Origin of the sequence: Microtetraspora sp. NBRC 13810 (assembly GCF_030268685.1) — a bacterium.
In the GTDB taxonomy this organism is placed as follows: domain Bacteria; phylum Actinomycetota; class Actinomycetes; order Streptosporangiales; family Streptosporangiaceae; genus BSRQ01.
The window spans coordinates 101,762-127,363 of sequence record NZ_BSRQ01000007.1 but is presented as its reverse complement, the minus strand read 5'-3'; the positions used below and the strand labels follow the sequence as shown (position 1 = coordinate 127,363).

The 25,602-nt window shown below is 72.9% G+C and carries 19 protein-coding genes and 1 pseudogene; 3 read left to right on the top strand and 17 right to left on the bottom strand.

The annotated features are described in order from the left end of the window. Position 1: 1 nt before the first annotated feature. Complete coding sequence (locus tag QSK26_RS16150; RefSeq protein WP_285775954.1) at positions 2-574, top strand: GNAT family N-acetyltransferase; 573 nt, start codon at positions 2-4, stop codon at positions 572-574. Here QSK26_RS16150 and nhaA read toward each other — a convergent pair. Continuing rightward, positions 551-2,353 carry a Na+/H+ antiporter NhaA gene (nhaA, locus tag QSK26_RS16145; protein WP_285775953.1) on the bottom strand — a complete coding sequence of 601 codons (1,803 nt, stop codon included), beginning with the start codon at positions 2,351-2,353 and terminating at the stop codon, positions 551-553. The two genes, QSK26_RS16150 and nhaA, sit on opposite strands and share 24 nt — an antisense overlap. A 147-nt stretch (positions 2,354-2,500) precedes the next feature. Here nhaA and QSK26_RS16140 point away from each other — a divergent pair, with 147 nt between their 5' ends. Continuing rightward, positions 2,501-3,232, top strand: coding sequence for a DUF427 domain-containing protein (locus QSK26_RS16140; protein ID WP_285775952.1), 732 nt, complete (start codon positions 2,501-2,503; stop codon positions 3,230-3,232). 29 nt (positions 3,233-3,261) lie between these two features. Here QSK26_RS16140 and QSK26_RS16135 read toward each other — a convergent pair whose 3' ends face one another. Both QSK26_RS16135 and QSK26_RS16130 read right to left on the bottom strand, forming a co-directional pair. After that, positions 3,262-3,603: a DUF488 domain-containing protein gene (locus tag QSK26_RS16135; RefSeq protein WP_285775951.1), complete on the bottom strand. Its 342-nt coding sequence runs from the start codon at positions 3,601-3,603 to the stop codon at positions 3,262-3,264. A gap of 10 nt (positions 3,604-3,613) precedes the next feature. Further along, positions 3,614-4,480: pseudogene (locus QSK26_RS16130) on the bottom strand (alpha/beta fold hydrolase). A gap of 204 nt (positions 4,481-4,684) precedes the next feature. Here QSK26_RS16130 and QSK26_RS16125 point away from each other — a divergent pair. Beyond that, a complete protein-coding gene (locus QSK26_RS16125; RefSeq protein WP_285775950.1) occupies positions 4,685-5,239 on the top strand; it encodes a YetF domain-containing protein in 555 nt (184 codons plus the stop codon). A 129-nt stretch (positions 5,240-5,368) separates the two neighbouring features. Here QSK26_RS16125 and QSK26_RS16120 read toward each other — a convergent pair whose 3' ends face one another. From QSK26_RS16120 to QSK26_RS16055, 14 genes are all read right to left on the bottom strand, one after another. Then, entirely contained in the window at positions 5,369-6,346 is a 978-nt protein-coding gene (locus QSK26_RS16120; RefSeq protein ID WP_285775949.1) for an FAD-dependent monooxygenase, read from the bottom strand. Then, on the bottom strand, positions 6,343-6,945 hold the full coding sequence (locus tag QSK26_RS16115; protein WP_285775948.1) for a PadR family transcriptional regulator: 603 nt from the start codon (positions 6,943-6,945) through the stop codon (positions 6,343-6,345). Before QSK26_RS16115 ends, QSK26_RS16120 begins: the two co-directional genes overlap by 4 nt. A 46-nt stretch (positions 6,946-6,991) precedes the next feature. After that, a complete protein-coding gene (locus QSK26_RS16110; protein WP_285775947.1) occupies positions 6,992-7,621 on the bottom strand; it encodes a carbohydrate-binding protein in 630 nt (209 codons plus the stop codon). Then, positions 7,618-8,589, bottom strand: coding sequence for an aldo/keto reductase (locus QSK26_RS16105; protein ID WP_285776170.1), 972 nt, complete (start codon positions 8,587-8,589; stop codon positions 7,618-7,620). The genes QSK26_RS16110 and QSK26_RS16105 overlap by 4 nt, the downstream gene beginning before the upstream one ends. Positions 8,590-8,671: 82 nt before the next feature. Next, positions 8,672-9,535 carry a carbohydrate ABC transporter permease gene (locus QSK26_RS16100; RefSeq protein ID WP_285775946.1) on the bottom strand — a complete coding sequence of 288 codons (864 nt, stop codon included), beginning with the start codon at positions 9,533-9,535 and terminating at the stop codon, positions 8,672-8,674. Beyond that, a complete protein-coding gene (locus QSK26_RS16095) occupies positions 9,535-10,479 on the bottom strand; it encodes a carbohydrate ABC transporter permease (RefSeq protein WP_285775945.1) in 945 nt (314 codons plus the stop codon). Before QSK26_RS16095 ends, QSK26_RS16100 begins: the two co-directional genes overlap by 1 nt. Before the next feature lie 11 nt (positions 10,480-10,490). Next, positions 10,491-11,768: an extracellular solute-binding protein gene (locus QSK26_RS16090; protein WP_285775944.1), complete on the bottom strand. Its 1,278-nt coding sequence runs from the start codon at positions 11,766-11,768 to the stop codon at positions 10,491-10,493. A 413-nt stretch (positions 11,769-12,181) separates the two neighbouring features. Beyond that, positions 12,182-13,450, bottom strand: a complete 1,269-nt coding sequence (locus QSK26_RS16085; RefSeq protein WP_285775943.1) for an ROK family transcriptional regulator — start codon at positions 13,448-13,450, stop codon at positions 12,182-12,184. 365 nt (positions 13,451-13,815) lie between these two features. Further along, on the bottom strand, positions 13,816-16,848 hold the full coding sequence (locus QSK26_RS16080; RefSeq protein WP_285775942.1) for a glycoside hydrolase family 2 TIM barrel-domain containing protein: 3,033 nt from the start codon (positions 16,846-16,848) through the stop codon (positions 13,816-13,818). A 110-nt stretch (positions 16,849-16,958) separates the two neighbouring features. After that, on the bottom strand, positions 16,959-20,063 hold the full coding sequence (locus QSK26_RS16075) for an alpha-mannosidase (RefSeq protein ID WP_285775941.1): 3,105 nt from the start codon (positions 20,061-20,063) through the stop codon (positions 16,959-16,961). Then, positions 20,056-22,011, bottom strand: coding sequence for a DUF2264 domain-containing protein (locus QSK26_RS16070; RefSeq protein WP_285775940.1), 1,956 nt, complete (start codon positions 22,009-22,011; stop codon positions 20,056-20,058). The genes QSK26_RS16075 and QSK26_RS16070 overlap by 8 nt, the downstream gene beginning before the upstream one ends. Next, positions 22,008-23,627, bottom strand: coding sequence for an extracellular solute-binding protein (locus QSK26_RS16065; RefSeq protein WP_285775939.1), 1,620 nt, complete (start codon positions 23,625-23,627; stop codon positions 22,008-22,010). Before QSK26_RS16065 ends, QSK26_RS16070 begins: the two co-directional genes overlap by 4 nt. Before the next feature lie 13 nt (positions 23,628-23,640). Then, positions 23,641-24,576, bottom strand: a complete 936-nt coding sequence (locus QSK26_RS16060; protein ID WP_285775938.1) for a carbohydrate ABC transporter permease — start codon at positions 24,574-24,576, stop codon at positions 23,641-23,643. Continuing rightward, positions 24,573-25,538 (bottom strand): ABC transporter permease, encoded by a 966-nt coding sequence (locus tag QSK26_RS16055; RefSeq protein WP_285775937.1) that lies wholly within the window; start codon positions 25,536-25,538, stop codon positions 24,573-24,575. The genes QSK26_RS16060 and QSK26_RS16055 overlap by 4 nt, the downstream gene beginning before the upstream one ends. Positions 25,539-25,602 lie beyond the last annotated feature (64 nt).

Below are 25,602 nucleotides of genomic sequence, written 5' to 3'. Positions count from 1 at the left end.
CATGGAGACGAGTGCAGGGGCAGACGGGACACGGCCGCGCCAGGCGGCGCCGGGGAACGAGCCGGGCCGTCCCGTGGAATGGGCGCTGCGCGCCGCGGAGCCGGCCGACGTCGAGGCGATCGCCGAGCTGCGGGCGACGGTGATGCGGCCGGACCTGGAACGGCTGGGACGGTTCGACGAGCATCGGGTCCGCCAGCGGCTGCGGGACTCCTTCTCCGCGCTGCACACGTTGGTCATCGTGGCCGGCGGCGCCTTCGCGGGCTCCGTCACCGTGCGCCCGACCGAGGACGGACGCTGGCTGGAGCACTTCTATCTCGTTCCTGGCCTGCAGGGCAGGGGGCTCGGATCGGCCGTCCTGCGGGTACTGCTGGAACGGATCGACGCCGACGGCGTGCTCGTCCGCCTGATCGTCCTGCAGGGCAGCGCCGCCCGGCGGCTGTACGAGCGCCACGGGTTCACCGTGGAGGCCCAGGACCCGATCGACGTCCACATGGTGCGACGACCGCGGCCGTATCCGCGCACGACCTCGGCGCCGGTCACGGCGTCCGGGTCACGGCGTCCGGTGTCCGGCTGACAGGGCGGCGATCGCCCGGGAGAGGGACTCCAGGTCGTGGCGGCCGTGGTACCTCGTGCCGTTGAGGAAGATCGTCGGGGTGCCGCGGGCGCCGCTGCGGCGGGCGGAGTCCTGGTCGGCGGCGATGCGGTCCTGGTGTTCCCTGATCCGCTGCCAGGGCTCGAAGCCCAGCCCGTGGGCGTATTCCGCGAGTTCCAGGTCGGTCAGGTGGCGCTGGTGGGCGAAGAGCGTGTCATGCATCTCCCAGAACCTGCCGTGGTCGGCGGCGTCCTCCGCGACCAGGGCGGCTGCCGCGGCGTGCGGGTGCAGTTCGCGCATGGGGAGGTGCCGGAACACGACCCGCAGGCCGGGGTGCCGTTCGCGGAGCCGTTCCAGGACGCGGTGCAGCCGCCCGCAGTAGGGGCACTCGAAGTCGCCGTACTCCACCAGCGTCACCGCCGCGTCCGCGGGACCCCGGACGTGGTCCCCCTCGTGCACCGGCACGGCGAGCGTCTCGGGCAGATCCTCCTCCGGTCCGGCCTCCGGCGGCGCGCAGACGCCTCCCTGGTCCCAGGCCAGCCGGAAGATCAGCCAGCCCAGCAGCGCGGCGACCAGCGACCCGGCGATGATCCCGATCTTGGCGTCGCCGCGGACGACCGGATCGGCGAAGGCGAGGTCCACGATGAACAGCGCGACCGTGAACCCGATCCCGGAGACCGCCGCGCCGCCGAGCAACTGCCCCCAGACCAGGTTGCCGGGCAGGACGCCCCAGTCGAGCCGTAGCGGGAGCCAGGTGCCGAGGGTGATGCCGGCGAGCTTGCCCAGCACGAGGCCGAGCGCGATCCCCCAGGTGACGGGGGAGGCGGCGGCGTGCCGCAGGGCCTCGGCGTCCAGCCGCACCCCGGCGTTGGCGAGCGCGAAGATCGGCACGATGACGTAGCTGCTCCACGGGTGCAGCAGGAGCTGGAGGCGCTCGTTGACCGACACCGCCCGCCGTACGGTCCGGGCCGCCTGGACGGCCAGCCGGGCGTCCGGGGCGCTGGCGAACTCCTGTACGGCTTCGCCGGCGAGCATGACCTTGTGCTCCTGCGGCGCGTAGACCAGCACCAGCGCGCCGAGCGCGATGCCCACCAGCGTGGGATGCACGCCGCTCTTCAGCGTCGCCACCCACAGCGCGAAGCCGAGCGCGACGTAGGCGGGCGGGCGCCAGAAGCGCAGCCGGCGCAGGGTGAGGATCGACGCCAGGAGGACGAGCGCCCACAGCAGCGCGGTCACGGACAGGGCGTCGGTGTAGAAGATCGCGATGACCAGGATGGCCAGCACGTCGTCGACGATCGCCAGCGTGAGCAGGAAGGCGCGCAGCGGCTCGGGGCAGCGCGCGCCGACGACGGCGAGCACGCCGAGCACGAAGGCGGTGTCGGTGGCGATCGGCACGCCCCAGCCGCCCGCGCCCGGGCCGCCCGCGTTGAGCGCCAGGTAGATCCCGGCGGGTACCAGCATGCCGCCGAACGCGGCGACCGCGGGCACGGCGATCAGCCGCCGGTCGCGGAGCCGGCCGACGGTCACCTCGCGGGAGAACTCCAGGCCGATGACGAAGAAGAACACCGTCATCAGGCCGTCGTTCACCCAGTGCCGCAGGTCGAGGGTGAAGGACTCGCCGCCGAAGGAGATGCCCAGGGCGGTGTGCCAGAAGGTCTCGTAGGTGCCGGCCCACGGCGAGTTGGCCCACAGCAGGCCGAGCATGGTGGCGGCGAGCAGCACGCTGGTGCCGCCCACCTCCGTCCTGAAGAACGCGCGCATGACAACGATTCCCCCCGGTCGGTCGGCGCAGGTCCCAGGTTATGGCAGATTGCGACGGGTTTCGGATGTTATGTCCGTTACCTGGGGTGGGTGACCTTTGCCCAGATATAGGGGAACAAGGGGGGTGGGCGCGGGGTTGCACAGCCCATGGAGCCGACAAAACGCGGCCGGGTGCGGCTTGAGCCCACGGCCAAGAGAGTTCGCGCCTACTTCGGCGGGCGTCCGGTCGCCGACACAACCCGGGCCCTGCTGGTGTGGGAGAAGCCCTACTACCCCACGTACTACTTCCCGCTGGAAGACGTCGAGCCGGGGCTGCTGAAGCCCACCGGCGAGATCGAGCACTCGCCCAGCCGGGGCGACGGCCAGGTGTACGCGCTGGGCGACCGGCAGGACGCCGCCCTGGTCTACCCCGACTCCCCGATCGAGGAGCTGCGCGGCAGGGTCCGCTTCACCTGGGACGCGCTGGAGGCGTGGTTCGAGGAGGACGAAGAGGTCTTCGTGCACGCCCGCGACCCCTACACCCGGGTGGACATCCTCGCGAGCTCCCGGCGGATCCGGGTGGAGGTCGGCGGGGTGACGGTGGCCGACTCCCGCGGCGCCCGCATCCTCTTCGAGACCGGCCTGCCCACGCGCTATTACCTGCCGAAGACCGACGTCCGCCTCGACCTCCTGGAGCACACCGGCACCGTGACGCACTGCCCGTACAAGGGCACGGCGGAGTACTGGAGCGTCAACGGGCAGGCCGATCTCGCCTGGTCCTACCCGACGCCGCTGGACGAGAGCCGCAAGGTCGCCGGCCTGATCTCCTTCTACAACGAGAAGGTCGACGTCTACGTGGACGAGGTCCTCCAGGAGCGGCCGAAGTCGCTGTTCTCCTGATCCGCTAGCTCAGCTGTTCTCCTGATCCGCTAGCTCAGGAGACGGGCCAGCACGACGGCGTGGTTGACCTCCGGGGTCCGGGCGGCGTGGAGCAGCGTCACCGTGGGATGCGTCCTGACGATCTCCCGGAGGGTGCCGGTCGCCGGGTTGGCGTCGAGCTCGGCGGTGTACCGCTCGGTGAACTCGGCGAAGCGGTCGGCGCGGTGGCCGAACCAGGTGCGCAGCTCCGGGCTGGGCGCGACCTCCTTCAGCCACAGGTCCAGCTGGGCCCGGTCCTTGGACACCCCCCGGGGCCAGAGCCGGTCGACGAGGACCCGGTATCCGTCGCCGGGCTCCGCGTCGTCGTAGATCCGCTTGACATGACAGGGCATGGCGTCATCCTCACTCCAGGACCCGGCCCAGGAAGCCGCGGACGTACCCGGTGACGGCGTCGAGATGGGTCTCCAGCGCGAAGTGCCCCGCCGGGAGCAGGTGGACCTCGGCCTCGCGCAGGTCGCGGCGGAACGCGCGGGCGCCGTCCGGGCCGAAGATCCCGTCGCCGGCCCCCCAGACCGCGAGCAGCGGCACCTGCGAGGCGCGGAAGTACTCCTGGACCTTGGGATACAGGTCCACGTTCGACGGGTAGTCGCGGAAGAGTTTCAGCTGGATCTCGTCGTTGCCCGGCCGGTTCAGCAGGGCCAGGTCGTGCAGCCAGGTGTCCGGGCTGACCAGGGTCGGGTCCGCCGCCCCGTGGAGATACTGCCAGCGGACGCCGTCCTCGGTCAGCGCCGCCCGCACGGCGGGCTCCGTGTCCGGGCCGGGCATCGCGGCGTAGGCGAACAGCCCCTCCCAGAAGGAGGAGACGAATCCCTCGCTGTAGCCGTTGCCGTTCTGGCTGACGATCGCGGTGACCCGTCCCGGTGTCCGCAGGGCCAGCCGCCAGCCGATCGGCGCACCGTAGTCGTGCACTTACATGGCGAACTCGCCTACGCCGAGCCGTTCGAGGAGGCCGCCGGTGACGTCGGTCAGGGAGTCGAAGGAGTAGCCGAACTCGTCCACGGTGGGCATCGCGCTCATGCCGAAGCCGACGAGGTCCGGCGCGAACACGTGGTACCGGTCGGCCAGCGCGGGCACGAGGTGGCGGAACATGTGCGAACTGGCGGGGAAGCCGTGCAGCAGCAGGAGCACCGGGGCGCCGTCGTGACCGGCCTCCCGGTAGAAGACGGTCAGGCCGTCCACGATCGCGGTGCGGTGATGTACGGGAACCATGTCCGGACCCCCTGAGCGGTCGTCGGGACGCTTGCCGGGACGCCGTGCGAAGGCCGGGCCGCGCGATCCGTTCGGCGGTCATGGCCCAAGCTCTGGAAAACACCGGGTACGGCCGGCGGCCGGACCGTCGCCGTGACGCGCCCCGATTACCACACTAGGTCATGTGAAGGTGTCACAGCAGGTGGGCGGCCCGGGAGCGGGCGCGTGCGGGCGGCGGGCGCCCGGTGCGGCCGGGGTCCGTTGACGGCGGCCGGGGTGCTGGACGGGTTCGGCGCCGCCCTGATCGGCGACTGGCACCGGGCCGCGCACGCCGCGGTCAAGGCGGTCGCGCTGTTCCTCACCGCCGCGGTCGCGTTCCGGCTGGCCGAGCGCCGGACGATGGGGGAGTTCGCCCCGTTCGACTGGGTCGCCGCCGTCGCGGTCGGCGCCATCGTCGGGCGGACCGCCACCGCGACCGACGCCTCCTGGCTGACCGGCTCCGCGGCGCTGCTGTCCCTGCTCGCCGCGCACGCCGCGATCACCCGGCTGCGGTTCACGCCGTTCCTCGGCCGGCTGGTCGACCCGCCGCTGCGGGTCCTGATCCGCGACGGCCGGGTGGACCTGCGCAACCTGCGGTACTGCGGCCTCACCGAGGCCGACCTCGCCGCAGTGCTCCGCCGGCACGGCCACCACGGCCCGGCGGGCATCCACCTCGCGATCTTCGAGTCCAGAGGCGTGATCTCCGTCCTCCCCCGGCCCCAGGCCGAACCACCCCCCTGACCCGCCACCGGCCGTGGTCGGAGGGCTGGTGGCGGGCCGGCCGGCAGCGGTCGTGGTCGGAGGGCTGGTGGCGGGCCGGTCGGCACCGTCCGCCCGGCCACGCAACGGCCGGTCGGGCGGCGGTCCGCGTCACGGCCTGCGATTCATGGTCTGCAGGCCGGACAGCCGGGCGGCGCCGTCCCGGGTGTTCAGCCGCAGGTCGGGGACGAGGCGGCCGAGCCACGGGTGCACGCCAGGTTCGGCCGCGTGCATGTCGTAGGCGGTGTCCAGGAAGGTGAGGGTCTCGGCGAGCGCGCGGTTCGCGTCCGGGCGGGCGGCCAGGCGGGCCAGCAGGTCCTTCAACGGGTCGAGCTCGGGGCCGGTCCCGCTGAGCAGCGCCTGGGCCATGGTGTTGGCCAGCAGGGCGGCGCCCGCCGCGTGCCGTTCGGCGTGGTAGCTGTCGAGGAGGCCGGCGGGGGCGGTCCCGCGTACGGCGGCGGCCAGCTTCCAGCCCAGGTTGACCGCGTCGTCCACGGCGGCGCTGACCCCGATCGCCCCGGCCGGGGGATGGACGTGCGCGGCGTCGCCGGCCAGCAGGACGCGTCCCGCACGGTACCGGGCGGCCTGCCGCGCGGCGTCGCCGAAGCGGCTCAGCCACAGCGGATCTCTCAGCTCGACGTGGCGGCCCACCGCCGCGTCCACCGCCGCCTGCAACTCGCCGAGGGTGACCGGGACGTCCCGGTCCGCGGGCGGGGCCGGGTCCTCGGTGACCACGCGCACGTAGCCGGGACGCCGGATCACCAGCACCGAGCCGCCGGGGCCGGTGTTCACGCCGACGGACAGCGCCCCGGGATCGGCGAGCACCACGTCGCCGAGCAGCTGATAGGCCGTGGCGGCGGTGCCGGGGAAGGCGATCCCGGCCAGTTTGCGCACGGGGCCGGCCGGGCCGCGCCGGGCGAGGAGGTCCAGGCTGCGGGCGTTGAGGGTGAACCCCCGGTTGTGGCCCGGCCGGGCCGGGTGGCGTTCGACGACGGTTGTCCGGATTCCCGCGAGGCGCAGCTCGCCGGCCAGGGTGAGCCCGGCGGGACCGGCTCCCGTGATGAGGACGTCGGTGTCGAGGGTCGTCACGACCGGGCCTCCTCGTCGTCGGCGGGGACCGGCCAGGCGAGGGTGCCGGTGCGGATCTCCTGCGCGGTGGCGTGCGCCCAGGCGAGCTCGGCCCTGGCCATGTGCAGGGCGTACTCCATCTCGATCATGAAGAGCCTGGGCAGCCCGTGCGCCCGGGTCACCTGCTCCAGCGCGGAGGCGGTCCGGTCGATCTGCTCCTGGAGCCGCCGGGTGCGCTCGGCCAGCGCCTCCTCGGCCCGCTCCGGTCCCAGCGCCCCGAGGTAGGTGACGGCGGAGAGGAACCTCGGGAACTCCGGGTCCGGAGTGCGGATGATCTCGTCGAGCCAGCCGACGAACTCCTGCCGGCCGTGCCCGGTGTGCGCGTAGACGGTCCGCTGCGGGCGGTTGCCCTCGCGCACCGTGGAATGCGGCTCGATCCAGCCGTGCCGGGCGAGCGACTCCACCGTGTCGTACAGCGTCCCGGTGCTGAGTTTGAACACGCTCTCCATCTCGCGCTCACGCAGCGTCGAGGCCATCTCGTAGGGATGCATCGGCTTCTCCTGCAGCAGCCCCATCACGGCCAGCGCGAGCGGATTGGAGACCTTGCGTCTGCCCGACATCGCCACCTCGTATATTCGGATCCGATTACTCGGATCCGAATATAGCTCAGCCGGTGGGGTGGAAGTCCAGCCAGGCGTAGTTCATCTGGCCGGTGCGCACGGTGTGCAGGGTGAGCACGTGCCTTCCCGGGGTCAGCGCCGGGACGCGGAACGGCGGCAGCAGCGCCCAGTGGTGGTACCGCCGCCACTCGACGTCGTCGCCGCCCGCCGTACAGGGGACCTCGACGACCTCCTCCACGGGGGCGTCGTCCACGGTCAGCGCCACGGCGCCGTCGTGGGCCGCGGTGTAGAGCAGGGTGGCGGCGAACGGCCCGGGCCCGGTCACCTCGACGGTGTAGCGCAGCCAGTTGCCCGGCGAGGTCCACCCGACATAGAGCAGGCCGGGCTCGGGGAGGTGGTCGTTGTACGGGTGGTCGTCGATGCCGTCGCCCTTCGTGTAGCTGACGCCGACCGCCTCGTCCGCGCGGAACCCGTTGAGATAGCCGCCGTCCAGCGGGTTGAGCCCGCCGCTGCCCTGGTTGCGGTCCGCGGCGTCGTGGTAGGCGACGCCCTCGCCGCCGGTGTCGTAGAAGGCGCACATCAACCGGCCCGGGACGCGCTGCACGCCGGTGGCCCGGACGCCGTCGTGGAACGGCCGGCCGCGGTAGGCGTCCGGGAAGGCGGCGCCCGCCGTCACAGGTTCATCCCGGCGACCCGCGACAGCAGGCCGTCGACCCGGGCGAGTTCCTCGGCGGTGAAGGACGGCCCGCGCAGCGCGGCGAGGCTGTCGTCGAACTGCTCGACGCTGCTCGCGCCGACGATCAGCGACGTGACCCGGCGGTCGCGGAGCGCCCAGGACAGCGCCGTCTGCGCGAGCGTCTGACCCCGCTCGCGGGCCACGGCGTCGAGCCCGCGCAGGGTTTCGAGCAGCGTGTCGTTCATGACGCCTGGCTTGAGGGTCTCCCCGCGTGCCATCCGGGAACCGCTCGGCGTGCCGTCGAGGTACCGGCTGGTGAGCAGCCCCTGGGCCAGCGGCGAGAAGCCCACGCAGCCCACGCCGTTGGCGCCCAGCACGTCGAGCAGGCCCTCCTCCGGCCCGCGGTCCAGCATCGAGTAACGCGGCTGGTGGACGGCGAGCGGCACCCGCAGATCCCGCAGGAGCTTGATCGCCTCCTCGGTCCGCCGCGCGTCGTAGTTGGAGACGCCGACGTACAGCGCCTTGCCGCGGGCCACGATGTCGGCGAGCGCGCCGACCGTCTCCTCCAGCGGGGTGTCCGGGTCCGGGCGGTGGGAGTAGAAGATGTCCACGTAGTCCACGCCGAGCCGCTTCAGCGACTGGTCCAGGCTCGCCGTCAGGTACTTGCGGGACCCCCATTCGCCGTACGGCCCCGGCCACATGCGGTAGCCGGCCTTGGACGAGATGATCAGCTCGTCGCGGTGGTGCCGCAGGTCGCCGCGGAGTACCGCGCCGAAGTTCGACTCGGCGGAACCGGCGGGGACGCCGTAGTTGTTGGCGAGGTCGAAGTGCGTGACGCCGCGGTCGAACGCGTGGGTGATGATCGCCCGATGCCGGTCCACCGGGCCGTCGTCGCCGAAGTTCTGCCACAGGCCGAGGGAGATCTCGGGGAGAAGCAAGCCGGACGTCCCGAGCCTCCGATACCTCATGTCGTCGTATCGGCTGCCGTCGGGGACGAAGGTGCTGCTTGACTGCACGGGGATGTGACCTTTCTTCGCGTGGGGCGGGGGACTACCTGACGCCCACGGTCGCGATGCCCTGGGTGAAGTACCGCTGGAGGAAGACGAACACGAGCACGATGGGCGCGATGACGAGCACGGAACCGGCCAGCAGCAGGCCGTACTGCGTCGCGATCTGGCCGGTCGAGTAGAGGGACAACGCGACCGGCAGGGTGTACATGTCCTCGGTCTGCGCCGCGACGAGCGGCCACAGGAAGTTGTTCCACGAACCGAGGAAGGTGAGGATGCCGAGGGTGGCCAGCGGCGGCCCGCACAGCGGCATGACGATCCGCGCCCAGATGCGCAGCTCACCCGCCCCGTCGATGCGGGCCGCCTCCAGCAGCGCGTCGGGGATGCCCCCGATGAACTGCCGCATCATGAAGACGCCCAGGGGCGAGGTGAGGAAGGGCAGGATGAGCGCCGCGTAGGTGTTGGTGAGGCCGAGCTTGGCGACGAGCACGAACAGCGGGACGAACGTCACGACGCCCGGCACCATCAAAGTGATCATCACCAGCGCGAACACCAGCCGCTTGCCCGCGAAGTCGAACTTCGCCAGCGCGTAGCCGACCATCGAGCAGAACAGCAGGTTGCCGACGACGGTGACCACCGCGACGACGAGGCTGTTGAGGAAGAACCGGCCGAGGTGCAGCCTGGTGAACCACGTCCCGTAGTTCTCCGTGGTCGGGTGCTGGGGGAGGAACCCCGCGGGGTCGCGCAGGATCTCGCCCTGGGTCTTGAACGACCCGAGCAGCATCCACATGAACGGCAGCAGGGTGACCACCACCGCGACGAGCAGGGCGAGGTAGATCAGCAGCCGCCGCCGTGCCACCACGTGGTCCCACAGGCTCCGGCCGCGGCCGGTCGTCGTCGTCTCCATCAGGTCCTCGCCCTCAGGCCCCTGAACATCACCATGCTCAGCAGCGCGATCGCCACGAACAGGACATAGCTGGCGGCCGACGCGTAGGCGTAGTTGCCGAATCCGAACTGTTTGAACGCGAAATAGCTGACCGACAGCGTCGCGTCGAGCGGGCCGCCCTGGGTCATGACGTACGGCTCCTCGAAGAACTGCAGGTACCACACCGAGAGCAGCACGGCTCCGAACAGCAGCGTCGGCCGCATCAGGGGCAGCGTGATCCGGGTGAACCGCCTGACCGGCCCGGCGCCGTCGGTGAGCGCCGCCTCGGTGAGCTCGGCCGGGATCGTCTGCAACCCGGCCAGGAAGATGACCATGAGCGTTCCCATGTTCCGCCAGGCGCCCAGTCCGATCATCGCGGGCATCGCCCAGGTCGTGCTGTTGAGCCAGTCGGGGGCGCTGATGCCGAGCCCGCCGAGGATCGCGTTGAGCGGCCCGTCCTGCTGGAGGATGAACCGCCACACCACGGCCACCGCGACGATGCTCGTCACGACGGGCGTGTAGAAACCGGTGCGGAACGCCACCCGGAACCGGGTGATCCCGCTGTTGAGCGCCACGGCCAGGATGAGCGCGATGCCCATCGTCAGGGGGATCCCGACGACCACGAAGTAGCCCGTGGTGCGCAGCGACCGCAGGAACTGCGTGCTCTGGAACAGCTTCACGTACTGGTCGAGCCCGACGAAGTCCACCGCGAACGGGCTCTGCACGTCCGCGCTGCGGAAGTCGGTGAACGACATCGCGAACGACGAGAGCAGCGGGATCAGCGTGAACCAGGCGAAGAGCACGACGAACGGCAGCGCGAACGTCCACGCGATCACGCTCTGCCGGCGCCGCAGGCTCCGCCGCGCGCCCGAGGCGGCCGCCCGCCCGCCGTCTCCGGCGGGGCGGGCGGTGCGCCGTCCCGACATGACGGCCATCCTCAGCTACCGGTGCCGATGCCGTCGGCCGCGGTCTGGGCGTCCTTCATGGCCTGGGCCGGGTCCTTGCCGTTCTTCACCATCTGCTCGACCTGCTGGCCGAAGACGTCGGAGACCTGGAGCCAGGTGGCGTTCGGCGGCGGCGCGTTGGTGTCCTTGAGCTGCTCACCGAAGACCGACAGCCGCTTGTCGTCGGCGAGGGCCGGGTTCTGCCACGCGCTCTGCACGGCCGGCAGCGCGCCGTCGATCTGGTACCACTCCACCTGGACGTCGGGCTGGGACAGCCACCGGACGAGCTTCCACGCGGCGGCGCTGTTCTTGCTCTGCTTGAAGACGACCAGGTCGGAGCCGCCCGCGAAGGACGTGCCCGACTTCTGCCTGGGGAACGTCGCGAGCGCGTACTTGTCCTTGAACCCCGGGCCGCCGGCCTGGTCGAGAAGCTCGGACTCGCCGGCGCCGGCCACCAGGATGCCGAGCTGGCCGTTCACGAAGGCCGACTCCGCCGCGCCCGCGCCGGTCGCCGGGTTCGGGTCGGCGATCTTCTCCTTGTAGAAGCTCTGGTAGTACCGGTACGCGTCGACCGTCTCCGGGGTGTCGAAGGTCCACTTGGAGCCGTCCTGGCTGATGATCTGGGCGCCGTTGGACCAGGGGAAGGCGAAGGAGTTCTGCACGTCCTGGTCGGGCGTGGTCGCCATCCGGATGCCCCACTTGGCGCCGCCCTGGGCCTGCATCCCCTTGGCCATCGCCTTCAGCTCGTCCCAGGTCTTCGGCGGGCCGTCGAAGCCCGCCTTCCTGGCCAGGTCGGTGCGGTAGAACAGCACCCGCGTGTCGACGACCCACGGGACGCCGACCGTCTGGCCGCCCGCCTGGGCCGACTTGAGCGGGCCCTGGAAGTACACGCTGGTGTCGGTGTCGCCCGGCACCGGCTGGAAGGCGTCGGTGATGCCGCCCATCAGGGTGGTGCCGACCTGGGCGATGTCGGGGGTGACGCCGCCCGCGTCGGCGGTGCGCAGCTTGCTGGCCGCGTCCTGCCACGGGATCGAGGTCACGTCGACGCTGTAGCCGGGGTTCTCGGCCTCGAACTTCTTGAGCAGCTTGGGCAGGTTGTCGCCGTCCGAGCCCATGGCCCACACGACGAGCTTGGCGTTGGCGGGCGCCGTGGCGTTCTGGCCCTGCGCGCCGGTGGCCGGTTCCGCTCCGGCGCCGCCGTCCCGGCCGCAGGCGGCCAGCGACACCAGGGACAACAGGGCTACGGCGATCTTGAGGTTGGTGTTTCTCACGGGAGTCCTTGTGATCATGGCGATCGTCCCCGGCGCGAGCGCGCCGAGGGGGGTTGGAGGAGCGCCGACGAACGGGCGTCTCATAGGTGACGTCCTGGGTGCCGCGGAGCATCCCCGTCTGCCCGTGGGTCCCGGTGTCGATTGCTCGGTGATGGTCGCGGCATTACCGCGACGTTACGAAGGGGTATTTATTAAAGGTTTTTCGATACCTTAGCCACGCGAAGATCGGGCGTCAACCATCAATTCGGCGCACCGGTACACCTCCGGGCGGACAGCCGAAAACAGCACGTCACCGTACGGCGGCGCGCTGCCGGGCAGGGCGGAGTAGACGGCGGGCGGCCGGGCACGGAGCGGCGGGTGGCCGGGTAGGGAGCGGCGGGTGGCCGGGTGGATCGGCCGGAAGGGGTGCCTGGCTAGCGGGCGTCGGCGGTGCGCAGGGCGGCGGCCGGCCAGCGGTCGCTGTGCGGAGAGCCGAACAGCCGGCCCTCGACCTCGTTCAGCGCGCGGCGGATCCCGCCGAGCACGGTCGCCCGGCCGCCGAGCGCGGAGAGCGCCAGCCGCGGGGGCGGCGCGGCGAGCCGGCGGTACAGCTCCAGGGTCTGGTCCTCGATCCTGGCCATGAGCGGGTCGGCGATGTCCGCGGGAAGCCCGCACACCACGACCAGCTCGGGGTCCAGCAGCGTGGCCAGCATCGCGATCGGACGCGCCACGATCGCGCCCACCTGGCCGGCGACCCGCTCGGCGGCCGGATCACCGGCCTCCAGCGCGGCGAACACCATGCCCGCCGTCACCCGCCCGGGATCGCCGCCCGCGAGGCCGGCGAGGGACCCGGCGGGACCGGTGCCGGCGTCGCGCACCGCCTCGGCGCCGAGCTGGGCCGCCTTGCTGGTCACGCCGCCCACCGGGCCCATCTCGGACAGCAGCCCGACGGAGGTCATCTCACCGGCGAGGCCGCTGCTGCCCCGCACCAGGCGGCCGTTGACGATGAGCCCGGCCCCGAAGCCGTTCTCGCACACGTCGAGGAGCACCACGTTGTCGTGGTCGCGGGCGGCGCCCTGCCACTGCTCCCCGATCATCGCCAGGTTGGCGTCGTTCTCGGCGACCACCGGCCACGGCAACGTCTCGTCCAGCTCGGCGATCACGTCCCGGGTGCCCGCCCGGTACTGCGCGGCGGTCGAGGGGGCGTACGCGCGGGACTGCACGGGGGCGGGGATGCTCACGCACGCCTGCCACACCGCGGTGGGGTCGATCCCGGCGAGCGCGACGACGTCGTGCGCGATGGCCGGCCCGTGCACGGTGACCTGGGACCGGAGAGTCGGGTCCGCGGCGATCTCGCGGGACAGCTCGCCGCAGACCCCGCCGGTCAGGTCGGCGACGGCGGCCGTGACCCGGCCCTCCCGGATGTCGAGCGCGACCACGAACCCGGCGCGGGGGTTGGTCCGGTAGCGGCGGGCGGGACGGCCGGGCTGCGCGTCCTGCACCGGATCGCTGTCCACCTCCACCACGAGGCCCTGGGCGATGAGCCAGTCGCACGTGGTGTGCACGGTCGGGCGGGAGAGGCCGGTCAGCGACATGAGGTCCCTGGCGGTGCTGGACTCGCGCGCGCGCATGGCCTCGTAGACCGCGGCGGCGTTCATCCAGCGGATCTGAGCCGCCGACGGGGTGCTCGTGCGCCTCGACACCGTTCTCCCTCCTCGCTCCGGCCTGCCTGCAGGGCTGTGAGTGCGTGGGCGCACGCGATCAAGGTACCAAACGGCCCACCACGGGTGGTGCCTCCCGCGGGGGACGGGGAGACGCTGATCAGTGGCCGGTGGAAGCACGCCCCGGCCAGGGGCTTCGCCGGATGAGAGTATTACATGTCCGGCATATGAGAGAAGCGGCCCCGGGTCGGCCCCCGATCGCGCACACCGCCTCGCCCCCGGTCAGCCGCCGTCGCGGGCGAGGCGGACCGGCATCTCGCCGTCGAGTTTGTCCGCCGAACTCGGCCGGGGCAGGCGCACTCCTCCTTCCGGCGCGGTCTGAGATCCGCCGTCCGGCGGGAGTGCCGTCACACCCGGGTGCCGAGCGGGCGAAGGATCACGGTGAACTCGGCCGGGGCCGCGGTCAGGCGGTGCGCGGGCAGGGTGTCCGGGCCGCAGGAGGCCGAGCCGATGCCGTGCTGGGCGAGGTCGAGGTTGACGTACACCCGGTCGCGGGGGACGAGGTCGTGCGGGTGCCGCGCGGCGTCGAGGTCCTCGCTGGTCCAGCGCCGCGCGGTGAACCCGAAGTGCGGCAGGCCGTCGAAGCGGATGCCGGTCCCGCCCGGTCCGGTGAGCTCCGCCCAGCGGACCTCGCTGCGGTGGCCGTTCTCCTGCGGGAACGTGTAGGGAAACTGGAGATCGTCCACCGTGTGGGCCCATCGGCCGACGCGTACGGCCTGGCGGGAGTCGGGATAGGACTCGCCGGGACCGAGGCCGAACCACTCGGTGTGATCCCACGTGGCGGGCACGGCCAGCCGTACCCCCAGGCGGGGCAGCGGTGTGTCGGCCGGCCACGGGCCGTCCGGGGTCACCGCCAGGCGCAGCGCCAGGCCGCCGGGGACGGCGCTCCAGTGGTAGGCGGCGCGCAGCCCGAACGGCTCGCCCGCCGGCGCGAGCCTGGCGTGCACGACGAGCGACGGGCCCTCGGCGGACACCGTGTCGACGCGGTGCCGCATCCGGTGCAGCCCGCGCCGCCGCCAGGTGCGCCCCGCCTCCGAGCCGCGGAACTCCGCGCCCGGCTCCCGGTCGTTGTCGGTCATCGCCCGAAACACGTCCAGCAGCGGCCCGTCCACCCGCCGCCCGCCGAGCGTCGTGAGCCGCCCGGTGACGGCGTCGAACACCCCGGCCCCCAGCACGAGACCCCCCTCACCCGCGGACACCCCCGGGCGCTCGGCGGACCGCGCGGACGCGTCCGTGCCGGAAGCCACCCTGACACCGGGACGCGGAGCCCCGCCCGCGGCGGCGGCCGGGTCTCCGCCCGCGGGGGCGACAGGGGCTCCGCCCGCGGGGGCGGCGGGGAGGTCGCCGAGCCGGGACTGTTCCCAGGCGACCTCGTGGCCGGCGGGCGCCCAGGCGGTGTCCCGGGCGAGGACGGCCCGGACGGTCAGCCACGTCTCGCCGTCTGGGAGGGCGAGACGGGGGAGCGGGCACGTCACGCGCGCTCCCGGCGCGAGCACCGGGACGTCCAGCGGGCCGGAGGCGACGCCGCCCGAGGGCCCGGTCACCTCGTACTCGAAGCGCAGGGCGGAGGTGTCGGCGAAACGCAGCAGGCTGCGCACGGTGACGCCGCCCGCTCCGACGGTGATCCGCAACGGCTGGACGACCTTCTTGAACTCGACCAGCCCCGGCGTCGGCGTGCGGTCCGGCAGCAGCAGCCCGTCGGCGACGAAGTTGCCGTCGTGCACCTCCTCCCCGAAGTCCCCGCCGTACCCGTGGTACTCCCGGCCGGTCACCGGGTCCCTGGTGCGCAGCCCCTGGTCGATCCACTCCCACACCAGGCCGCCCATCAACCGGTCGTACGTCTCGAACAGCCGCTGGTAGTCGGCGAGCCCGCCCGGCCCGTTGCCCATCGCGTGCGCGTACTCGCACATCAGGTACGGCTTGCCGGGATGCTCCTCGCCACGGCCGACGCGTTCCACGCCCGCGTGCTCCCGGTAGGTCTGGGAGTAGACGTCGCTGCACTCCGGGTCGCCCGCGTAGTGCACCGGCCGGGAGGGGTCCCGCCCGGCGATCCAGGTACGCATCGCGTGCAGGTTGGGCCCTTTGCCCGCCTCGTTGCCCAGGGACCAGAGGATGACGCTCGGATGGTTCTTGTCCCGTTCCACCATCCGGCGGGCGCGGTCGAGGTAGGCGGCCTCCCAGCGCGGGTCGCCACTCGGGTTGCCGCGCCAGCCGGGCGACAGGATGAAGCCGTGCGTCTCCAGGTCGCACTCGTCGATGACGTACAGCCCGTACTCGTCGCAGAGTTCCAGGAACCGCGGGTGCGGCGGGTAGTGGCTGGTGCGGACGGCGTTGACGTTGTGCCGTTTCATCAGCACGACGTCGTCCAGCATGTCCTGCCCGGTCAGGGCGCGGCCCCGGCCGGGGTGGAACTCGTGCCGGTTGACGCCGTGCAGCTTCACCGGCCTGCCGTTCACGGTGAACACGTGGCCGTCGATCGCGACGGTGCGGAAGCCGGCGCGGAGCGGGACGGTGACGCCGCCCGCGGTCACCGTCCCGGTGTAGAGGCGGGGCCGTTCGGCGCTCCACGGCTCGACCCGGGGGAGCGGGACGGTCCGTCCCGCCGGCACGTCGAGGCCGAGCTCGGGCAGCCGCACCCGCGCGTCCCGGGCGGCCCCGTCGACGTCGACGCGCAGCGTGCCGCCTCCCGACCCGTGGTCGTAGGCCGCGTGCACGAACAGGTCGGAGACCGAACCGGGCGGCCGGGACAGCAGCAGCACGTCACGGAAGATCCCCGACAGCCACCAGGTGTCCTGGTCCTCCAGATATGACCCGGCCGACCACTGGTGGACGCGGACGGCGACAACGTTGTACCCGTCCCGCAGCAGCCGGCCGGCCGCGAACTCCGACGGCAGCCGGCTGCCGCCCGCCGACCCGAGCTCGACGCCGTTGAGCCACACCGTGAAGAACGAGTCCACGCCCTCGAAGCGCAGCACGGCCGGGCCGCCGGGCCACCCCGCCGGCAGGCGGAAGGCGCGCCGGTAGCAGCCCGTCGGATTCTCGTCCGGCACGTACGGCGGGTCCACCGGGAACGGGTAGCGGATGTTGGTGTAGGCGGGCCTGCCGTACCCGTGCAACTGCCAGTGCGCGGGCACCGGCAGCTCGTCCCACGCCGAGTCGTCGAAGTCCGCGGTCCAGAACCCGTCGCCGGCGTACGCGGGGCCGGGTACCAGCCGGAAGCGCCAGCCGCCGTTGAGGCTCAGCCGGGGCGCGTCGTCGGCGAACGCGGCCCGCGGCGGCAGCGCGCCGTGCGACGGAGCCGGGTCGAGGTGCCGGGGGAGCGCGTTGTGCGGAGGAGCCGGGTCGAGGTGCCGGGGGAGTGCGGGGAAGGGCGCGGGCATGGGCGGGCCGTCCTTGGTGTGTCGGCTGGGGTGGCGGGGATCGGGGCGGCTCGCGCCGGAGCGGACGCCCCCGGCGGTCCGGCCGGGGGCGGGGCGATGGAGGTGGCGGGTCAGCGACGGCGCAGGCGCAGGCGCAGGGTGAGGATCTGGAAGGCGCGCAGGGACAGCCGGATGCCGCCGGCGGACACGTCGAGTTCCGTCTCCGGCCGTTCCAGCAGGTCGGCCACCCAGGCGCCGGCCGGCTCGGCGGCGCAGGTGAGCGTCGTGGACGCGGCGCCCCCGCGTGACTCGTACAGCCGCACCACCACGTCGCCCGAGCGGTCGTCGGCGAGCTTGACGGCCTCCACCACCACGGCCGGGTTGTCCACGGCGACCAGCGGCTCGAAGCCGGCCCGGCCGGGCAGGACACGCGGCGGCAGGTTGACCGCGTAGCCGCCGGCGATGGCCGCCCCGACGTCGGCGCCCGCCTCCAGCGCGTACACGAACGTGTGCCGGCCCCGGTCGGCCTGCGGGTCGGGGCTGTGCGGCGACCGCAGCAGGCTCAGCCGCAGGGTGGTGGTCGTGCCGCCGTCCTCGCGGGTGTGCCGGCGCACGTCGTGGCCGTAGGTGGAGTCGTTCAGCACGGCCGCGCCGAAGCCGTGCTCGCCGACGTGCACCCAGCGGTGGTGCCACACCTCGAACCGGGCGGCGTCCCAGCTCGTGTTCTCGTGCGTGGGCCGGCGCACGTGCCCGAACTGGATCTCCGCGCTCTCGTGCTCGGCGTGCACGTCCAGCGGCCAGGCGGCCTTGAGCACCGTGTCGCGTTCCTGCCAGTCGACGTCGCTGCGGACCATCAGCCGGCGAGAGCCCGCCGCGAGTTCGAGGTCCTGGGTGATCCGCGACTCGCCGGCGGCCCGCACGACGCGCACCGAGCACAGCAGCGGCCCGCGTTCCGCGACCGTCACCGAGACGGCGCCGGTCAGGTCGCGCACCGTGTTGCGGTAGTGGTGGTCGAGGTCCCACGCGCTCCACAGGGTGGGGTCGTCGTGGTGCAGTTGCAGCAGGTTGCCCGCCTGGCCGGGGGCGAGCGTCTCCCGGCCGGCCGCCAGGTCGAACACCGACTGGACGAGCCCGTCGCCGTCGATCCTGACCCGCAGCAGCCCGTTGTCCAGGACGAACCCGTCGCCCTCTACGGCGACGGCCACCGGCGCGGGCGCCTCGCCGGCGGGCGCGCCGGCGCCGAGCGCGGGGGCGGACACGGCGACCGCGTGCCCTCCGCCGGACAGCGGCTGCGCGCCCGCGGGCGCCGGGACGCCGGGTGGCAGGACCGCGACCTCCCGCCGTGCCGCCGGGCCCGCGTTGAACACCGCGTGCCCGTCCTCCCCGGTTATCAGGGCCGACAGGGCGCCCTCGACGATCCGTTCCAGCTCGCCGTGGATCCGCCGGTAGGTCTCCTCGGCCTGCCGGTGCACCCAGGCGATGGAGGTGCCGGGCAGGATGTCGTGGAACTGGTGCAGCAGCACCTGCCGCCACAGCTCCTCCAGCTCCTCGTAGGGGTAGCGGGCGCCGGTGTGCACGGCGGCCGTCGCGGCCCACAGCTCGGCCTCCCGCAGCAGCCGCTCGGCCCGCCGGTTGCCGCGCTTGGTGCGGGCCTGGCTGGTGTAGGTGCCGCGATGCGTCTCCAGGTACAGCTCGCCGCGCCACACCGGCCGCCGGGGGTACTCCGCGCGGGCCGCCTCGAAGAACTCCGCCGGGCGGGCGATCTCCACCTTCGGGGACCCTTCGAGGTCACGCAGCCTGCGGGCCTTCTCCAGCATCTCCCGGGTCGGGCCGCCGCCGCCGTCGCCGTGGCCGAACGGCGCCAGCGAGCGGGTGGCCGCCCCCTTGTCGGCGAAGTTGCGCTCGGCGTGCGCGAGCTCGCGCCCGGTCAGCTCCGCGTTGTAGGTGTCGACCGGCGGGAAGTGGGTGAGGATCCGGGTGCCGTCGATGCCCTCCCAGTCGAAGGTGTGGTGCGGCAACCGGTTCGTCGCGTTCCAGGAGAGCTTCTGGGTGAGGAACCACCGGGCCCCGGCCAGCCGGGCGAGCTGGGGGTAGGCGGCCGTGTAGCCGAAGGAGTCGGGCAGCCACACCCCGTCCTGCTCGACGCCGAACTCCGCCGCGAAGAACCGCCTGCCGTACACGAGCTGGCGGGCCAGCGCCTCGCCGCCGGGCAGGTTGCCGTCGGCCTCCACCCACATGCCGCCGACCGGGACGAACGTGCCCTCGCCGACGGCCTTCCTGATCCGGTCGAAGATCTCCGGCCGGTGCTCCTTCATCCACGCGTACTGCTGCGCCGACGAGCACGCGAAGACCAGCTCGGGGTACTCCCCGGCGAGCGTGGTGACGTTGGTGAAGGTCCTGGCGCACTTGCGGACGGTCTCGCGCAGCGGCCACAGCCACGCCGAGTCGATGTGCGCGTGGCCGACCGCCGTGATCGTGTGCGCGGACGCGTTCGCGGGCCTGGCCAGCACGCCGGCGAGCGCCGCACGGCCGGCCGGGGCGGTCGCGGCCACGTCCCAGGGGGTGACGGCGTCCATGGCGCGTTCCAGCGCGCGCAGGATCTCGTGGCGGCGCGGCGAACCGGTCGGCAGCTCCCGCATCAGCTCGTCCAGCACCTCCACGTCGAGCAGCAGGTGCCACACGTCCTCCTCGCGCACGGCGAGGTGGGCCGCCCTGAGCCGGTAGAGGTCGGCGGATCCGGCGGTGTCCTTCGCCCCGTAGTGCGTGCCGATGCCGCGGCTGCCGACGATGGGCGGGTTGGCGGCCAGCTCGACCAGCAGGTCCACCCGCTCGCCGCCGGCCGCCTCCGCGGCGACCAGCACCGACCTGTTGTAGGGGTGCAGGCCCTGGACGGGCCGCCCCTCGGCGTCGTGCACCAGGCCCTCGGCCTGCCCGCCCGGTCCTGCGGTCAGGTCGAAGTCCAGGTCGAAGACCGCCTCCACGCGCCGGCCCGCCCAGCCCGCCGGGACGTGGCCGCGGGCGCGCAGCCAGGTGGTCGCCCACGGCGCCCCCCACCCCTCGCCCACCTGGAACGGCGTGTACTCGGCGGTCAGCGCCTCGGCCACCGGGACGGGCTCGTCGGGGACGCGCCAGGCGGACAGCTCCAGCGGGATCGGCGGGCCGTACAGGGCGGGCCGCAGGCGCTCGTCCACGAACTTGGGGATGCGGTTCTCGGTGAGCCGGCGGTCGTCATGCATCGTGCGGTGAGTCCCTCTCGTCGGGTGCGGGAAGCAGGACGGTGTCGTTCTCGCCGCCGGGCCAGCGGACCTCGGCCTCGACGGCGCCGGCGCCCGCGGCGCGGAACCGGACGCCCGGCAGCCGGTCGGTGGCCGGCGGAGCCCCCGCGAGGTGCACGGCGGCGGCGTACGGGCGCCCGAACTCCACCTCGTCGCGGGTGGAGAGCGTGGGCGTGGCGGAGAGCTCGCCCAGCGCGTTGCCGTCGCGGCGCAGACGGCGCTCCGCGCGGCCGAACCCGGACAGCCCCGCGACGGCGCTGTACAGGCCGCCACCCTGGACGACGGCGACGTCGCCCGCCGCGCGGGACGCGTCCCCCGGGGAGTCGCAGGGCAGGGCCCAGCCGCCCAGGCGCAGCCGCCACGGGCCGGGATGGGCGTCGTCGCAGGCGGCTGCGGGATCGACGCGGACGACGCGGACCTCCAGCGCGCCGCGCAGCACGGACGCGACGGTGAGCCACGGGCCGAGCCGGTAGCGGGTGCGAGGACCGCCGAAGCAGTCCCACCGCTCGTCGTCCGGCCAGTGCGCGCGCCAGCGCGAGACGCCGGTCCGGGCCGCCACCGCGATCCGCTCCAGGGGCCGCCGGTGACAGGCCCGGCCGCCGGCGTCCACCAGCGTGACGCAGGAGTCCACCGGGCCGCCGCGCGGATCGGGCGGCGTCTCCGGCGCCACGTGCGTCGAGTAGCCGAGGCGCGCGTACAGCGGGTCGTCGGAGTGCGGCCGGGCCGGGTCGGCGTGGTCGCCGCCGTGGTTGACGACCCGCACGACGCCGTCCGCGCGGGTCCCGGACACCAGCCAGCCGGGCGCCTCCAGCGTGCGGGCGAAGTCGGCCGACTCGACCGCCAGCGGGCTCTCGGCGGCGGTCCACACCGGATGCCCGGCGGGCAGCAGCAGCCCGGCGAACCCCTTGCTCGCCCAGTACGGCGACGCCGGCCCGGAGTACACCTGCAACACCGGGCGGAAGGGCCGGTGCCAGCCGAGCGTGAGCAGCCCGTCCGCGCCGATCGAGCCGTTGCCGGTGAAGTGGCCGAGCATGAGGTTCGCCAGCCGGCGGGTCTCACCGGGCGGCAGCGGGGTGGCGTCGAACAGCGCGCCGGTCCACACCGGTGCCAGGGCGGCGAAGCGGTAGGTCAGCGACCTGCCCTGGATGAGCGGGGACCCGTTGCCGCCGACGAGATGACGGAAGTCGCCGAGGAAGCGCCGCAGCCGTTCCCGGTACCGGTCCAGCAGGCCGGCCGGGGCCAGGTCGCCGAGGATGCGGCAGAACCAGAGCGGGTAGAGGTGCATGGCCCAGCCGTTGTAGTGGTCGAAGTTGCGGTGCCGGCCGCCGGACAGCCCGTCGGAATACCAGCCGCCGCCGGCGTACCACTCGTCGGTGAGGTCCACGGCCCCGGCCAGGTCGGCCGCGCTCCAGGCGCCGCCCGCCGTGCGCGCGAACGCCTCGGTGACGGCCTGGAACCAGATCCAGTTGTTGCCGGGCATCGCGTCGCCGACCATGCCGCCGAGCCAGCGCAGCAGCCGGTCCCGGGTGCGTCCGGGCAGCCGGTCCCAGATCCACGGCCTGGTCTCGTGCAGCGCCAGCGCGATGGACGCCGCCTCCACCTTGGCCTGGTTGCACTCGGAGAACGCCGGCCAGCGGTCCGCGGCGGCCGGGTCGACGCCCGCCGCGAGGCCGCCCGCGTACCATCCGGCCAGGTCGTGCGGGTCCTCGCCGCCCGCGCCCGCCAGCCGGAACGCCGCGAGCAGGAACGTGCGGGCGAAGCCCTCCAGGCCGTCGCTCCAGCGGCCGTTCACGCTCGCCGGGCCCGGCAGGTGGATCAGGGCGCGGCCGGGCGAGGCGTGCGGGCGGACCGCCGCCAGCAGCCGGTCGGCGAGCCGTTCCCAGTCCTCCCTCGTGCGCGGCGGCGTCATGAGCGGCTGCTCTCCCAGTACCGCTCGTACTCGGCCCGCATCCGGTCGCCGCCCTCGCGCCGCCACGTCCGGACCGTGGCGTCCCACGACGAGAGCGGCACGCGGCCCTGCACGACGCCCTTCAGCTCGTCGTTCATCCGCAGCAGCAGCGTCGGGCCGGTCGTGACGTCGGTCTCGGAGTACATCCCCTCGGCGGGATTGGTCACCAGCACGTCCAGGGCGCGTTTCTGGAAGGCGTGCTGGAGGGGGACGACGGCGGGGTTCTCCGGGAAGTACAGGGACTGCGGGGCGTCGGTGACGAAGATCGTCGGCACGGTGGTCTGCACCTTGCCGGTGGGCGTGAGCAGCGGGTCGGAACCCTGGAGCGTGTGGTCCACGCCCTGCACGCCGTACTTGCGCAGCTTGTAGGCGTCGGTGCCGAACGGCGCGGCCAGGGCGTCGCAGGCGCGCAGGATCTGCCGGATGCGCTCGCGCGGCGCCTTCTTGAGCGACAGGAACGCGAAGCTGGACACCCCCGACCAGTGGGTGCCCGGCCCGCCGTCGAACCCGGGGGCGAGCATGCCGTCGATCGCGAAGCCCGGGGTGTTCTGCGCGTAGAGCCGGTAGAAGTCGTTCCAGCCGGAGTTGCCGTCGTAGTGCAGGGCGATCTGCCCGCTGCCGAACCAGTCCTTGAACTTGTTCAGCACCGTGAACGCGTCCGGGTGGAACAGCCCGGCCCTGGCGAGCTGCCGCGCCGCGTCGAGCGCCTGCCTGATCTCCTCGGTCTCCAGCCAGTACGTGAAACGCCCGCCGTCCTCCCGCCAGAAGTTGGGCCCGCCGAGCATCTCCATCAGGAAGTAGACCGTGGTCAGCGGGTCGCCCAGGGCGTAACGGCTGCGCCGGGGGTCGGCGAGGTCGGCGCACAGCCGCCTGAACTCGGCGAAGTCCGCCGGGCGCGGGTCGAGCGACCTCTCCCGCATCCGGTCGGCCCGGTAGAACATCACGGATCCGACGTTCGCCCGGGGCATCGGCAGGCCGTAGATCCCGCCGTTGTAGACGGTCGAGCGCCAGCACTGCGGCGGGATGTTGGCCAGATAGGGGTACTCCCGGATCGCCGGGCCGGACAGGTGCTCGGACAGGTCCTGGAACAGCGCGTGCAGCAGGGCGGGACGCTGGGAGATCTCGGGCCTGATGCACATGGCGTCGGGCAGGTCGCCGCCCGCGATGACGACCGGGACCTTGGTGGGATAGTCCGCGATCGGCACGATCTCCAGCCGCAGCTCCGTGCCCAGGCTGCGGTTGAGCGCCTGCCAGTAGCCGTTGCGGCTCGCCGGCGGCGGCACCGGGTTGTAGATCAGCGTCATCACCGAGATCGGCTCCCCCTTGGCGGGCGGCCCGCCGGGGAACGCGACGACCGGGTCGCCCGGGTAGTGCAGGTAGCCGTTGAGCACGCCCTCCTCGGTGCCCGGGAAGGCGGGCCGCACCCCCGCGTAGGGGACGTGGTCCGGCATCCGCACCTTCGAGTTGTCGGCGAGCGGTACGGCGGGGACGCCGCCGCCGCATCCCGCGAGGGCCAGCCCCGCGACGGCGCCGAGCGAACCGCGCAGCACCGTCCTGCGTGTGACGTGGTTGTTCATCCCGGACATCTCCTCAGCCCTTGACGGCACCGATCATCACGCCCTTCCTCAGATGGCGTTGCAGGAAGGGGTAGACGACGACGATGGGCACGATGGACAGCACGAGGATCGCCGCCTGGAGCGCGTACGAGGGCGGCAGCGCGGCGCCCGCCACGGAGACCTCGCCGGCGCCGATGGCCGCGTTGTTCACGACGTAGGTGCGCAGCACCAGTTGCATGGGCCAGCTCTCCGACTCGTTCATGTAGAGCATCGCGTTGAAGAAGGCGTTCCAGAACGACACGGCGTAGAACAGGCCGACCACGGCGATGGCCGCCCTGGACAGCGGGACCACGATGCGGCGCAGGATCTGCAGCGCGTTCGCCCCGTCGATCCTGGCCGCGTCGAGCAGCTCCCTGGGCAGGCCCATGAAGAACGCGCGCAGCACGATGACGTTGAAGGCGTTGACCATCGTGGGCAGGATCAGCGACCAGTAGCTGTTGATCAGGCCCAGTTGCTTGATGAGCAGGTAGCTCGGGATCACCCCGGGGGTGAAGAGCAGCGAGAACAGCAGGATCATCAGCACCGGCCGGTGCCCGAAGGTGCCCGGCCTGCTCAGCCCGTACGCCAGGGTGATGCTGGACAGCAGGGCCAGCGCGGTGCCGGCCACGGTGACGCCGACGCTCACCGCGAGGGCCCGGGTGACCACCCCGCCGGCGAGGACGGCCGAGTAGGCGGCGAACGACGGGCGCTCCGGCCACAGCACGAAGCCGCCGGCCTCGGTGACCTGCTCGTTGTCCGCCAGCGACGTCGCGACGATCGAGAGGAACGGCACGATCACCAGCAGGCAGCAGATCAGCAGCAGGACGCCCTTGGCGGCCCGCCACGGCGGCGAGGCGGGGGTGCGCCCCGGCACGGCCGCCCGCGCCCGGGACCGCGCGGCGGTGCTGCGGTAGGTCTGCGCGGCGCTCATCTGCGGTAGATCCCTTCCTCGCCGAAGAGGTGGGCGACCCGGTTGGCACCCAGCACGAGGGCCACGCCGACGATGCCCTTGACCAGGCCGATCGCCGCCGACTCGCCCCACTGACCGGCCACGAGGCCGTTGTTGTACACGTAGGTGTCCAGCACCTCGCCGGCCTGGATCCCGACGCCGCTCTGCTGTTGCAGGATGATCTGCTCGAAGCCGACGCTGAGCGCGTCGCCCAGGCGCAGGATGAGCAGCAGGATCACCAGGCCGCGCAGCGCGGGCAGGGTGACGTGCCAGGTCTGCCGCCAGCGGCCCGCGCCGTCGGCCGCCGCCGCCTCGTACAGGTTCGTGTCCACGCGGGACAGCGCGGCGAGGAACAGGATGGTCCCCCAGCCGGTGTCCTTCCAGATCACCTGGGAGGTGAGCAGGGCCTTGAACAGCTCAGGGTTGCCGATGATGTTGAACGTGCCGAGTTCCTGCGCCCGGAGGAACACGTTGACCAGGCCGCCGTCGCTCAGCATCTGCTGGAAGATCGCGACGACGACCACCCAGGACAGGAAGTGCGGCAGGTACAGGACGTTCTGCACGACCCGCTTGAGCCGCTCGCCGAGCAGGCTGTTGAGCGCCAGCGCCAGCAGGATCGGCGCGGGGAAGACGAACACCACCTGGATCAGCAGCAGTTGCAGGGTGTTGACCAGGGCGATCACGAGCTTCTCTTCGCCGTTGAACAGGACGGAGAAGTTGGCGAAGCCGACCCAGGGGCTGTGCCAGATGCCGATGAACGGCTGGTAGTCCTGGAAGGCGATGACATGCCCGAGCAGCGGGACGTAGTGGAACAGCAGCACGACGGCGAGGCCGGGCACCGTGAACCAGAACAGCGCCCGGTCACGGCGGGCGCCGCCGCGCGGAGGGTCCACGGCGGAGGCGCCGGAGCGGCGCCGGGGCTTCTGGCGGGTGAGGAGGGACATGGCGTGCCCTTCGGGACGGTGAGCCGGTTCCCGTTCCCGGATCGCGTGGTGCGAGGCGGAGGGA

What these genes read in the sequence shown, in the direction of transcription:
- QSK26_RS16150 (WP_285775954.1), top strand. Translation starts at nt 2, where the DNA reads ATGGAGACGAGTGCAGGGGCAGACGGGACACGGCCGCGCCAGGCGGCG.
- nhaA (WP_285775953.1), bottom strand. Translation starts at nt 2,353, where the DNA reads ATGCGCGCGTTCTTCAGGACGGAGGTGGGCGGCACCAGCGTGCTGCTC.
- QSK26_RS16140 (WP_285775952.1), top strand. Translation starts at nt 2,501, where the DNA reads ATGGAGCCGACAAAACGCGGCCGGGTGCGGCTTGAGCCCACGGCCAAG.
- QSK26_RS16135 (WP_285775951.1), bottom strand. Translation starts at nt 3,603, where the DNA reads ATGCCCTGTCATGTCAAGCGGATCTACGACGACGCGGAGCCCGGCGAC.
- QSK26_RS16115 (WP_285775948.1), bottom strand. Translation starts at nt 6,945, where the DNA reads ATGTCGGGCAGACGCAAGGTCTCCAATCCGCTCGCGCTGGCCGTGATG.
- QSK26_RS16105 (WP_285776170.1), bottom strand. Translation starts at nt 8,589, where the DNA reads ATGAGGTATCGGAGGCTCGGGACGTCCGGCTTGCTTCTCCCCGAGATC.
- QSK26_RS16100 (WP_285775946.1), bottom strand. Translation starts at nt 9,535, where the DNA reads ATGGAGACGACGACGACCGGCCGCGGCCGGAGCCTGTGGGACCACGTG.
- QSK26_RS16095 (WP_285775945.1), bottom strand. Translation starts at nt 10,479, where the DNA reads ATGTCGGGACGGCGCACCGCCCGCCCCGCCGGAGACGGCGGGCGGGCG.
- QSK26_RS16080 (WP_285775942.1), bottom strand. Translation starts at nt 16,848, where the DNA reads ATGCCCGCGCCCTTCCCCGCACTCCCCCGGCACCTCGACCCGGCTCCT.
- QSK26_RS16075 (WP_285775941.1), bottom strand. Translation starts at nt 20,063, where the DNA reads ATGCATGACGACCGCCGGCTCACCGAGAACCGCATCCCCAAGTTCGTG.
- QSK26_RS16070 (WP_285775940.1), bottom strand. Translation starts at nt 22,011, where the DNA reads ATGACGCCGCCGCGCACGAGGGAGGACTGGGAACGGCTCGCCGACCGG.
- QSK26_RS16065 (WP_285775939.1), bottom strand. Translation starts at nt 23,627, where the DNA reads ATGAACAACCACGTCACACGCAGGACGGTGCTGCGCGGTTCGCTCGGC.
- QSK26_RS16060 (WP_285775938.1), bottom strand. Translation starts at nt 24,576, where the DNA reads ATGAGCGCCGCGCAGACCTACCGCAGCACCGCCGCGCGGTCCCGGGCG.
- QSK26_RS16055 (WP_285775937.1), bottom strand. Translation starts at nt 25,538, where the DNA reads ATGTCCCTCCTCACCCGCCAGAAGCCCCGGCGCCGCTCCGGCGCCTCC.